This is a genomic window from Sulfurospirillum sp. 1307, from assembly GCF_054408545.1.
Window position 1 is genome coordinate 1777586 of record NZ_CP176011.1, and the last position, 12415, is coordinate 1790000.

Below are 12415 nucleotides of genomic sequence, written 5' to 3' on the forward strand. Positions count from 1 at the left end.
GAAATTACTTCCCGCTACTTCTATGAAGTGGATGTTGATAATCGGCTTTTTCACATCCACTAAAAACTGCTCCTATTGATAAAATCAACAAAATACTTAAAACAATTTTTTTCAATTTAATATCCTCTTACATGTAAAGATAGTAAAATTATACAATATTTTTTAAAAGGTTCGTAATTGTCTCAAGTTTTAGCGTTAAAATATCGTCCAAATTCATTTGATAAATTAATAGGTCAAGACTCAGTAACCCAAACTCTAAGTTTAGCATTGAGTTCAAACAGACTATCTCATGCTTATCTTTTTTCAGGACTTAGAGGAAGTGGCAAAACTTCAACTGCTAGAATATTTGCTAAAGCCTTAGTTTGTGAAAATGGGCCAACTGCTACGCCTTGTGAAGAGTGCATCCACTGTCAAATGGCAAATGAAAATCGACATATCGATATCATAGAAATGGACGCAGCAAGTTCTAGAAAAATTGATGATATTAGAGACTTGATAGAACAGACTAAGTACAAACCAAATAGTGCAAGATTTAAAATCTTTATCATCGATGAAGTTCACATGTTAACAAAAGAGGCATTTAATGCACTTTTAAAAACTCTAGAAGAGCCACCTGAATTTGTTAAATTTATTCTTGCTACTACTGATCCTTTAAAGCTACCTGCGACTATACTCTCAAGGACACAGCATTTTAGATTTAAAACTATTGCAAAAGCTGATATAGTTCATCATTTGGCACATATTTTAAATCTTGAAAAAGTTGAGTATGAAGAAGATGCATTAAACATGCTAGCTCGTGCAGGAAATGGCTCACTAAGAGATACTCTAACTTTACTTGATCAAGCTATCATATTTTCAAAATCAAACATAACAGCAAACTCTATAGCTTCTATGCTAGGCTTACTAGATCCTAAGCAAATTGAAGATATATTTGATACTATTATAAAAGGTGATAGAGATAAGCTAAGAGATTATATAAAAGAGTTGGAAAACTATGAGTGTGAAGTCGTTATAGATGAACTTATCGCTTATATAAAAGAGGCGTTTTTCAACAATGAAAACAAATTTTCTACACTTTTAAGTGAGAGATTTTTTAGGATTTTGAGTGAATCAAAAAATCTTTTATTTTTAAATGCTGATAATGGATTTGTTCTTTCTCTTTTATTTTTTAAATTACTAGAAGCTACTCAAATCAAAACGATAGATGAAATGATCGAAGCCTTGGAAAGCGAAAAGTTTAGAATTCCAACTGAACATAAAAAAGAAGGAACAAAAACCATAATTCAAGAACCAATTCAAGAGCCAAAAAGCATACAAAATGATGGAGAAAAACTTTTTGAAAAACTGATAATAAAACTTGAAGATAGAAGCTATGCTCTAGGAGAGTGCTTTAAGAAAAATATCACTTATACTTCTTTTTCAAACAATACTCTAACATGGAATTCAAGTGCAAGTGGAGAAGATAAAGATCTTTTGAAAAATTCTTATCCAATTATCAGACAATTTGTACAAGAAATCTTTGGAATTGAAACAAAAATCTCAATGAGCCAAAAACCAAAAGAAGAAAAAAAAAATTTAGAGCCTAATAAAGAAGAAGATACTAATACCTCATCAGTTATAGAAGATGAAAAAATCGAGCAAAGTAGTGGCAGTTGTATAGCTGGTGCAATTGCAAAAGACACTAAGGAATTTGAAGCCAAAGAGATACTAGAGCATCCATTTGTAAAAAAAGCTCAAGAAATATTTCAGCCTAAAGAAATAAAGATTTACCCTAAAGTATAGCCTAAACTTTACTATATATGTTATGATTAAATTATTGCTCGTGATTTATGCCAATTTTACCTGCATTTGCATCAGCTAATCTATCTGAAATTTGCTTTAACAATGGAGGATAATCTAATTTTTCGAAAAACAATTCGATCATTTTGCCTCCATCTTTATTAATCTCATCTATATTTTCATCAAGCTCATCAAATGTTTTGATACTAATAAGCTTTTCTATCCCTAAAGATTTAGCGAAATCTAAATATTTCCACATATATATATCATTATATGGTTGAGATGGACCATGAATAGCTCTTTCTATTGTATATCCATCATTATTTATTAAAAATATAGTTATATTTAAATCATATTTTTTTATCAAACTAACTTCTTGTGCTGTAAGCTGAAATGAACCATCACCGATAAATAAAAGAACTCTCCTTTCTGGAGAAGCTATGGCTGAGCCAATTGCAGCAGGAAGAGTATATCCTATAGATGCCCAAAGTATTTGCGAAACAAAATCAATACCAGCTGGTAAATTTTGAGGCAACAAACCAAACAAAGATGAACCAGCCTCAGCGATAACTATGTCACCCTCTTTTATAAAATTAGCAGCAACAAATGGCCAAAATTCTTGTTGATTTAATTTTTTGTTTTTTATTTTTTTAAATTTTGCTACTGGTAAAGAAAAATTCTCATATATATCTTCTTTCACCTCAAGGTTTTTTGTAAGATAATCTAAAAGCATATTTACACTCAAATTAGAGTAAACCTTTTTACCTACTTTTACACTATTTGGCCTTATTGTAATTACATTGTCATAATTTATTCCATGCTCACTAAAACCACCTGTATTTAAATCCGTCTCAATTGTCCCAATAGATATAATACAATCTGATTTTTGCATCAACTCAACCATACCATCAGTACTGTAATCTGCGGCATAAATTCCCATATAATATGGAGTTGCTACACTTGGATCTTTTATTATAGATTTTCCCATCAAAGTAGTTGTAAATTTTGATTGAGTTTTTCTTAAAAGATTAGTTACTTTCTCTCTCCAGCCAAATCTAGCTATATCTACTCCTAATAAAAACATAGGTCTTTTTGACTGGGAAAATCTTTTAGCTATAATATCTCCAACATCTTTAACCATATACGTATCACTACTTTCAAAACAAAAAACTATATCATCAATATTATCACTTACTTTCATATCCAAAAGATCAGTTGGGATACCTAAATATGCTGGCTTTTTTGTTCTTAACATGTTTGAGATTACCCTCATAATCTCTTCTATATAATTTACACTCGTTAAGATTGTAGTAGCGCCAGAAATAGGGCTAAATGATTGTAGAAAATTATTTTTTTTATAATTTCCCAGTGTATGGTGAACTGGTATATCATGATTTAATATAGAACTGTTAGGATACCCCACTATATGTAATATAGGTACATTGTGCGCAAAACTCCCGGCAATTCCATTTGCAGCACTAAGCTCTCCTACTCCATGAGTGGTAACTAAAACACCAATTCCATTCTCTCTTGCGTATCCATCTGCGGCATACGAAGCATTTAATTCATTACAGTTTCCAATCCATTGTAAATCATTACTATGTTCTATAAAATCCAAAAACCTTAAATTATAGTCTCCTGGGACACCAAAAATGTGTTTAACACCTAATTTCTTAACTATCTCAACAATAAAATCACCCAGTACCATATTTTATCCCCTCTTATTTTTTTTAAATGCTTATTTATCATATCCTATGACATAATATGTATTTTTTCCTTCTACTTTTTCAATTTTTATTTTGTATTTTTCTGACCAATTTTTTATGATTTCATTTACATCTTTTATCATCTCTTCGCCTTTTGCTTCATTTTTAATTTTAAAACAATCTTTGCTTGAAGAGAGTGCTACATAAGAAAGATGTGATTTTAACTTGTCATGAAGAGCTATGAGGTGTTTTTCAACATAATCAAAATCTTTTGTAGCTTCTATAGCTTTTTTAACTTGAGCTATTGCATTTGGTGTTACACTGTAGCCTAATTGTCTAAGAATTGCATCGTTTCTCATTCGTATCCTTTTTTATTTAATTGTCTCCTTTAACTTGAGCGAAGCCCAAGTTAAATTCCTCTCACTGAAGCACAACCTTACGGTCGTATTTCTTTTTACTGTCTCCTTTAACTTGAGCGAAGCCCAAGTTAAATTCCTCTCACTCTTGTGAAGCAACGCGGTTTGCGTTAGCAAATCACTCTCTTTGAGAAAGCACAACCTTGCGGTCGTATTTATTTGCTTTGTTGTGAAATTAGAACATCTTCTATCATTTTAGAGATGTCACCATCTAAAATTGCACTTACATTTGAATAAGCTTTATTACTTCTTATATCTTTTACCTGTTGATAAGGAGCTAATACATATGAGCGTATTTGATGCCCCCAGCCAATCTCACTTTTTTCAATACCATCTTTTTGAGCTTGCTGTTTTTCTAACTCTAACTCATAAAGTCTTGATTTTAACATTTTTAAAGCATTTGCTTTATTTTTATGTTGACTTCTGTCATTTTGACACTGAACAACAATACCAGTTGGAATATGAGTTATCCTAATAGCACTGTCTGTTTTATTGACATGTTGACCTCCAGCACCACTAGCTCTGTAAGTATCAATTCTTATGTCTTTATCTTCAATTTCTATATCGATATCATCATCTACTTCAGGACTTACCATAACTGAGCTAAACGAAGTATGTCTTTTGGCATTTGAATCAAATGGAGAAATTCTAACTAACCTGTGAATACCATTTTCAACTTTCAAGTACCCATAGGCATTTAATCCCCTTATGACAAAACTGACATCTTTTAAGCCAGCTTCATCGCCCTCTTGGAAATCTAGTGTTTCAACCTTAAAGTTATTTCTCTCAGCCCATCTTAAATACATCCTATAAAGCATACTAGCCCAATCTTGGCTCTCAGTTCCTCCAGCTCCAGGATGAATACTAACAATAGCATCTTTACTATCATCACTACCACTTAGCATCATAGCAATTTCAAGGTCGCTTACGAGATTTTCTAAGCTACTAGCTTCACTAACAACTTCATTGATAGTATCTTCATCGCCCTCTTCATTTGCCATCTCATATATATCTCTTGTATCTTCTAGTGCATTTTTTGCTTTTTGAAATCTCTCATATATAGAATTTAGACTAGTTTTTTCTTTAGAAATTTCAGCAGCTCTTTTTGCATCACTCCAAAAATCTGCCTCGGCCTCTAGTGCTTCAATCTCTTTTAGTCTTTCTTCTATCTTCTCTGGTTTTATGATTTGAGCTATATTTTCTATCTTTGTTTCAAGTTTTTTTAGTAATTCGGTATATTCGTAACTATCCAAATTTTAACCTTTATTTTGGTATAATTGTCGCTTATTTTACAATAAAGAACCTAAGATGAAAATATTAAAAACAGTAAATGAACTAAAAGAATATAGAAAATCCCTTACATGTAAAACTATTGGCTTTGTTCCTACCATGGGAGCGCTACATCAAGGACATATATCTTTGATTAAAAACTCAGTGAATCAAAATGAAAATACAATAGTATCAATCTTTGTAAATCCAACTCAATTTTTAGAGGGTGAAGATTTTAGTAAATATCCAAAAAGATATGAAGCTGATATAAAGATTTGCGAACTAGCTGGCGTTGATGCAGTTTTTATGCCTAATATTAGTGAGATGTATTTTCAAGATGAACCAATAGTGCTTGCTCCAAGCCAAATTAGTTACACTCTAGAGGGATATCAAAGACCAAAGCATTTTGATGGAGTTTTAAGAGTTGTTTTAAAGCTTTTTAATCTAACTAAACCTACAAATGCTTATTTTGGGAAGAAAGATGCTCAACAACTTTTTCTCATACAAAATATGGTAAAAACACTCTTTTTAGATATAAACATAATCCCTTGCGAGATAGTAAGAGAAGAAAATGGCCTAGCACTTTCTAGTAGAAACATATACTTAAGCGATGAAGAAAAAACAGAAGCCCTTAAGATATCAAAATCTCTAAAAATTGCTTCAAGAGAGATTATGCGTGGAAATCTACATGTAGATAGTCTAAAAGAAAAGATGCAAGAAACTCTAGAGCCACTAAAAGCCCAGTACATAGAGATTGTCAACAGAGATTTCAAAACAATAAAAACAGTTGAAATCAAAAACTCAATCATCCTAGTTGCATGCAAAGTTGGAACCACAAGATTGATAGATAATATTTGGATATAGGAAAAAAATGAGTAAAAATTTATATATGGTAAGCCTTGGATGTAACAAAAATCTTGTTGATTCTGAGGTAATGTTAGGAAAATTAAAAGAGTATGATATAGTAAATGAGCCTAGTATTGCTGATGTACTTATTGTAAATACTTGTGGTTTTATAGGCCCTGCAAAAGAGGAGAGTTTAGATACTATCTTTTCTTTGCATGAAGTTAGAAAAAAAGATTCTTTATTGGTAGTAACTGGCTGTCTTACACAAAGATACCAAGAAGAGTTACAAAAAGAGTTACCTGAAGTTGATCTTTTTAGTGGTACTGGTGATTATGATAAGATTGATGAGATTATCAAAAATAAAGAGAGTAGATTTAGTAATTCAACCTATCTAGTAGATGATGAAGAAAGGGTGATAACTGGGTCAAATTATCATGCATATATCAAACTAAGTGAAGGATGTAATCAAAGCTGTTCTTTTTGTGCAATTCCAAACTTCAAGGGAAAACTTCACTCAAGAACGATAGAATCAATCATAAAAGAGGTAACTACTTTAGTAAAAAAAGGATTTATTGACTTTAGTTTTATATCTCAAGATAGTAGCTCATATGGAAGAGATATTGGTAAGAAAGATGGCTTGATTGAGCTAGTTAGAGAAGTAGAAAAGATTGAAGGTATAAGAAGTGCTAGAATTCACTATCTATACCCTACAACTACTTCAAATAAATTGATAGAAACTATCATAGACTCAAAGCTTTTTCATAACTATTTTGATATGCCAATACAGCACATAAGTGATAATATGCTAAAAATTATGAAAAGAGGTGCTGGCAAACAAAGGATCATAGAGCAACTAAAAATGATGAGAGAAGCAAAAGATAGCTTTTTAAGAACAGGTTTTATCATAGGTCATCCTGGTGAGAGTGATGAAGATTTTAATGAACTAGTAGAGTTTTTAAAAGAATTTAGCTTTGATAGAATTGCTTTATTTGCTTATAGTGATGAAGAAGAAACTTCAGCTTATGAAATGAAAAATAAGATAGATGAAAAAACTATCAACAAAAGACTTGAAGTTATAGAAGAGATAGTAAAAATCCAGCATGAAGATTCATTAAAAAAAGATTTAAATAAAGACATAGAAGTTGTATGCCTTGGTGAGAGTAGTGAACATGAGTTTATTTTAGGAGCAAAAAAACTCATTTGGTCACCCCAAATTGATGGGGAAATTTTACTTAATGACTCAGAAATTGGCAAACTTGAAAATGGAAAAATCTATAAAGCTAGAGTTAGTGAACTAGCAGGAGATAAACTAGTTGCAACAGTTACCAAAGCTCTCTAAAGAAATCATAGAAAGATTAAAAGGGCATAAAAATCTTTTAGCATATTCAGCTGGAAGCGATAGTAATGCTCTTTTTTTTATCTTAAAAGCATATGAAATTGATTTTGATATTGCTTTGGTAAACTATAAAACAAGAGAACAAAGTGACGAAGAAGAAGCCTACGCAAAAGAGATAGCAAAAAAACACAATAAAAAATGTTATAGCTTTACATGTAGATTAGAAAAAAACAACTTTGAACATAATGCAAGAGCTAAAAGGTATGAGTTTTTTGAAAATATCATAAAAACAAATTCATACCAAAACCTCATAACAGCCCATCATTTAAATGATAAATTTGAATGGCTTTTGATGCAACTATCAAAAGGAGCTGGAGTGGTTGAATTAAGTGGTATGAACAAAATCGAAAAACGAGAAAACTATACTATCATTAGACCATTTTTAGACATAAGCAAAAATGAGATAGAAGATTTTTTAGATAAAAACTCAATCAAACATTTTCTTGATTCATCTAACCACGATACCAAATACCTTAGAAATAAAATAAGGCATGAGTTTGCATCATCTTTTGTCAAAGAGTACAAAGAGGGATTAAAAAGAAGCTTTGAATACTTAAGTCAAGATGCTAAAAGATTAATGCCAGATTTGATAAAAAAAGAAAAAGACTTATACATACTTAAAAGATATGAAGATGATTTGATAAACATAAGAGGCATTGATAAAATAGCAAAAAATTTAGGCGTTCTTTTAAGCAAAGATATGAGAAATGAGATAATCAGAACTAAAGATTGCATTATTTCTAGCAAAATTGCCATATGTTATAGCAAAGATTTGATCTACATAGCACCTTTTTGTAAAAATACAATGGATAAAAAGTTTAAAGAAGCTTGTAGGTTAGCTAAAATTCCAGCTAAAATTCGTCCTTACATGTACAAAGAAAATATTACCATATAAAAAAGAAAGGAAAAGAAAAAAAGTAGTAGTAAAAAAAAGGGGGGAAAGACAAATAACACAGGAACCGGCAGCGACCTACGTTTCCGTCCCAGTAAGGGAGAGTATCATCGGCGATGAAGAGCTTAGCTTCTTGGTTCGAAATGGAGCAAGGCGTTTCCTCTTCTCTATAGCCACCGGAAGTGTTAATGAAAAGATACTTAGGGGTCTGCTGATTTACTTTTTACCTTTAGGTTAAAAGTAAAGCTCTGACTCCGGTTAAGAGTATATTTTCATTAACACTTTTTGTGTGTTTTTGGGGTCTGTTGCTTGAGTTTTAACTTTTGCTAAAAAGTTAAAAGTAAAGCTCTGACTCCCATTAATAATTGATTGTCTTGAAAAACATTTTGTTTCCTATTAGATTTATCTCTAATAAGGAAGCAAGTTGCGAATTAAAATAAAGATAAGCCAAACGACCTATTAGTACTGGTCAGCTAAAGGACTTTCATCCATTACACACCCAGCCTATCAAACATGTAGTCTTCATGAGGTCTTCAGGGAAGATTCATCTTGGAGTTGGCTTCCCGCTTAGATGCTTTCAGCGGTTATCACATCCGAACATAGCTACTGGGCGATGCTCTTGGCAGAACAACCCATACACCAGTGGTTCGTTCAACCCGGTCCTCTCGTACTAGGGTCAACTCTCCTCAATCTTCCTACGCCCACGGCAGATAGGGACCGAACTGTCTCACGACGTTCTGAACCCAGCTCGCGTACCGCTTTAAATGGCGAACAGCCATACCCTTGGGACCTGCTCCAGCCCCAGGATGCGATGAGCCGACATCGAGGTGCCAAACCTCCCCGTCGATGTGAGCTCTTGGGGGAGATCAGCCTGTTATCCCCGGCGTACCTTTTATCCTTTGAGCGATGGCCCTTCCACACAGAACCACCGGATCACTATGACCGACTTTCGTCTCTGCTCGACATGTACGTCTCACAGTCAAGCTGGCTTGTACCATTATACTCTGCGGACGATTTCCAACCGTCCTGAGCCAACCTTTGTAAGCCTCCGTTACTTTTTAGGAGGCGACCGCCCCAGTCAAACTACCCACCAGACATTGTCCTCGCACAGGATAACTGTACGGAGTTAGCTATCAGAATACAGAAGAGTGGTATCTCAACAACGGCTCATCATGATCTAGCGACCATGAATCAAAGCCTCCCACCTATCCTGCACATCTATATCCCAACAGCAGTGTCAAGCTGTAGTAAAGGTGCACGGGGTCTTTCCGTCTTGCCGCGGGTAGGAGGAATTTTCACCTCCACTACAATTTCACTGGATTCCTGGTCGAGACAGCTCCCATCTCGTTACGCCATTCATGCAGGTCGGTATTTAACCGACAAGGAATTTCGCTACCTTAGGACCGTTATAGTTACGGCCGCCGTTTACTGGGGCTTCGATCAACAGCTTCGCTAATGCTAACTGCATCAATTAACCTTCCAGCACCGGGCAGGCGTCACACCCTATACATCCACTTACGTGTTAGCAGAGTGCTGTGTTTTTGGTAAACAGTCGGGAGGGACTCTTTGTTGCAACCTTTCTAGCTTTCAGACGTAAAGTCCTATACCAGAGGAGGCACACCTTATACCGAAGATACGGTGCTATTTTGCAGAGTTCCTTAACCAGGATTCTTCCACGCGCCTTAGAATACTCATCTCACCCACCTGTGTCGGTTTACGGTACGGGTAATTTGTGATATGCTTAGAAACTTTTCTCGGCTCGACGGCATCAACGATTCTCCTTCCACTCCGAAGAGTATCTAGAGCCTGTCGGGTCTCGGTCTTGTGTGATAGGGATTTGCCTCCATCACAACCTACATCCTTCGACTAACTATTCCATCAGTTAGCTCGTTTAGCCCTAAGCGTCCTTCCATCACGCTCACAAATTAGTATAGGAATATTAACCTATTTTCCATCGTCTACCCCTTTCGGACTCGACTTAGGTCCCGACTAACCCTACGATGACGAGCATCGCGTAGGAAACCTTGGGTTTTCGGCGAAGGGGATTCTCACCCCTTTTATCGCTACTCATGCCTGCATGCTCACTTCTAGCCGCTCCACCACTCCTTACCGGTATGGCTTCAACGCTGACTAGAACGCTCTCCTACCACTCAGATAAATCTGAGTCTACAGCTTCGGTGTAAACTTTTAGCCCCGTTATATTTTCCGCGCAGAATCACTAGACCAGTGAGCTGTTACGCTTTCTTTAAAGGATGGCTGCTTCTAAGCCAACCTCCTGGTTGTTTAAGTAACTCCACATCGTTTTCCACTCAAGTTTAACTTTGGGACCTTAGCTGGTAGTCTGGGTTGTTTCCCTCTCGACGACGCATTTTATCACCCGCCGTCTGACTGCCATGATTACACATAGGGTATTCGGAGTTTGACAGGGTTTGGTACCTTGGTGTAGGCCCTAGCCCAATCAGTGCTCTACCCCCCTATGCTACAACATGACGCTATACCTAAATATATTTCGGAGAGAACCAGCTATCACGAAGTTTGATTGGCCTTTCACCCCTATCCACAAGTCATCCGAAGACTTTTCAACGCCTACCGGTTCGGTCCTCCACTGGCTCTTACACCAGCTTCAACCTGCTCATGGATAGATCACTTCGTTTCGGGTCTGCAGCCAGTGACTATGTCGCCCTATTAAGACTCGCTTTCGCTACGGCTCCGGGTATCCTTAACCTTGCCACTGACCACAACTCGCAGGCTCATTATGCAAAAGGCAGTCCATCACCCTGATAAATCATAGGGCTCTGAATGATTGTAAGCAAATGGTTTCAGGTTCTATTTCACTCCCCTCACTGGGGTCCTTTTCACCTTTCCCTCACGGTACTTGTTCACTATCGGTCTGTAAGTAGTATTTAGGGTTGGAGGGTGGTCCCCCCGGATTCAGACAGAATATCACGTGTTCCGCCCTACTCAGGATACTGCTATGTCTTCGCCAGATTTCGTATACGAGGCTTTCACTCTCTATGGCTAATCTTTCCAGATTATTCTACTATCCTTTGAAGTACAATATCGCAGTCCTACAACCCCCAATGCAAGCATTGGGTTTGCCCTCTTCCACGTTCGCTCGCCGCTACTAGCAGAATCTCGTTTGATTTCTCTTCCTCTGGCTACTGAGATGTTTCACTTCACCAGGTTAGCCCCCCGTAGGGTAACATGACTCACGCCATGCTGGGTTGTCCCATTCGGAAATCTACGGATCAAAGCCTCTTGACGGCTCCCCGTAGCTTATCGCAGTCTAGTACGTCCTTCTTCGCCTCTTACAGCCTAGGCATCCACCATTCGCTCTTAATAGCTTACCTTTGACTATTCTAATTCGCACTTACTTCCTTACTAAAAATAAATCTTTAATAAGTCAGCAAAATTGTTTTTCTATTTTTGACAATCAACAATTATAATTTAATGAACATAGATTATTTAAAATCTAATTTAATCTCTACCTATATACAATAGAAATTAAATTAAACTTCTTATCCTTTTAAATGTTATTAGAAATGGTGGAGAATAGCGGGATCGAACCGCTGACCTCCTGCGTGCAAGGCAGGCGCTCTCCCAGCTGAGCTAATTCCCCAAGCCTGATAACTCTTTTAGTTTATACAGTGCAAAGGTAATATTTTTAGTGCAGGAGCTTACTTAAGAGTAAGTGACTAAACTAAAAATTTTAGCTTTGAGCTGTATTGGCTAAAAATGGTGGGCCTGACAGGACTTGAACCTGTGACCTCACCCTTATCAGGGGTGCGCTCTAACCACCTGAGCCACAGGCCCCTTCTCTAATCAATCTCTCAAAACTAAATAAGCACTTTACAAGCTCAAGATAACCTCTTACTCATACATTGTGAGATGTATGAGTTTATACTCTAGAAAGGAGGTGATCCAACCGCAGGTTCTCCTACGGTTACCTTGTTACGACTTCACCCCAGTCGCTAATTCCACTGTGGACGGTAACTAATTTAGTATTCCGGCTTCGAGTGAAATCAACTCCCATGGTGTGACGGGCGGTGAGTACAAGACCCGGGAACGTATTCACCGTAGCATTGCTGATCTACGATTACTAGCGATTCCA

General features: G+C 36.0%; 7 protein-coding genes, 2 tRNA genes and 3 rRNA genes (1 of these 12 only partly in view). 4 read left to right on the forward strand and 8 right to left on the reverse strand.

Translation table 11 applies throughout. The features are described from left to right. The first annotated feature begins 177 nt into the window (after positions 1–177). A complete protein-coding gene (locus ACKGJI_RS09030; protein WP_458699959.1) occupies positions 178–1782 on the forward strand; it encodes a DNA polymerase III subunit gamma/tau in 1605 nt (534 codons plus the stop codon). Positions 1783–1813: 31 nt separating this feature from the next. On the opposite strand, the gene ACKGJI_RS09035 is transcribed toward ACKGJI_RS09030, so the two are convergent. From ACKGJI_RS09035 to prfB, 3 genes are all read right to left on the reverse strand, one after another. Then, entirely contained in the window at positions 1814–3487 is a 1674-nt protein-coding gene (locus ACKGJI_RS09035) for an alpha-keto acid decarboxylase family protein (RefSeq protein WP_458699960.1), read from the reverse strand. 30 nt (positions 3488–3517) lie between these two features. Then, positions 3518–3844 carry a hypothetical protein gene (locus ACKGJI_RS09040; RefSeq protein WP_458699961.1) on the reverse strand — a complete coding sequence of 109 codons (327 nt, stop codon included), beginning with the start codon at positions 3842–3844 and terminating at the stop codon, positions 3518–3520. Positions 3845–4056: 212 nt separating this feature from the next. Then, positions 4057–5154, reverse strand: a complete 1098-nt coding sequence (gene prfB / locus ACKGJI_RS09045; RefSeq protein ID WP_458699962.1) for a peptide chain release factor 2 — start codon at positions 5152–5154, stop codon at positions 4057–4059. A 55-nt stretch (positions 5155–5209) separates the two neighbouring features. Between prfB and panC the strand changes: the two genes are divergently transcribed. From panC to tilS, 3 genes are read left to right on the forward strand one after another with little or no spacing between them, the layout of a single operon-like run. Next, entirely contained in the window at positions 5210–6034 is an 825-nt protein-coding gene (panC, locus tag ACKGJI_RS09050) for a pantoate--beta-alanine ligase (protein ID WP_458699964.1), read from the forward strand. 7 nt (positions 6035–6041) lie between these two features. Then, on the forward strand, positions 6042–7355 hold the full coding sequence (gene rimO / locus ACKGJI_RS09055) for a 30S ribosomal protein S12 methylthiotransferase RimO (RefSeq protein WP_458699965.1): 1314 nt from the start codon (positions 6042–6044) through the stop codon (positions 7353–7355). After that, positions 7330–8307 carry a tRNA lysidine(34) synthetase TilS gene (gene tilS, locus ACKGJI_RS09060; RefSeq protein ID WP_458699966.1) on the forward strand — a complete coding sequence of 326 codons (978 nt, stop codon included), beginning with the start codon at positions 7330–7332 and terminating at the stop codon, positions 8305–8307. Before rimO ends, tilS begins: the two co-directional genes overlap by 26 nt. Positions 8308–8369: 62 nt before the next feature. On the opposite strand, the gene rrf is transcribed toward tilS, so the two are convergent. From rrf to ACKGJI_RS09085, 5 genes are all read right to left on the reverse strand, one after another. After that, positions 8370–8485, reverse strand: a 5S ribosomal RNA gene (rrf, locus tag ACKGJI_RS09065). 257 nt (positions 8486–8742) lie between these two features. Next, a 23S ribosomal RNA gene (locus ACKGJI_RS09070) occupies positions 8743–11654 on the reverse strand. A gap of 193 nt (positions 11655–11847) precedes the next feature. After that, a tRNA-Ala gene (locus ACKGJI_RS09075) sits at positions 11848–11923 on the reverse strand. Positions 11924–12040: 117 nt separating this feature from the next. Continuing rightward, positions 12041–12117 (reverse strand) — tRNA-Ile (locus ACKGJI_RS09080). A 96-nt stretch (positions 12118–12213) separates the two neighbouring features. Next, positions 12214–12415 (reverse strand): 16S ribosomal RNA (locus tag ACKGJI_RS09085) (it continues 1309 nt past the right edge of the window). The 16S, 23S and 5S rRNA genes sit together here with 2 tRNA genes alongside, the layout of an rRNA operon.

Bases quoted from the DNA above. Each gene is read 5' to 3' on its own strand.
- ACKGJI_RS09035 (WP_458699960.1), bottom strand. From the start codon at position 3,487: ATGGTACTGGGTGATTTTATTGTTGAGATAGTTAAGAAATTAGGTGTT.
- ACKGJI_RS09040 (WP_458699961.1), bottom strand. From the start codon at position 3,844: ATGAGAAACGATGCAATTCTTAGACAATTAGGCTACAGTGTAACACCA.
- panC (WP_458699964.1), top strand. From the start codon at position 5,210: ATGAAAATATTAAAAACAGTAAATGAACTAAAAGAATATAGAAAATCC.
- rimO (WP_458699965.1), top strand. From the start codon at position 6,042: ATGAGTAAAAATTTATATATGGTAAGCCTTGGATGTAACAAAAATCTT.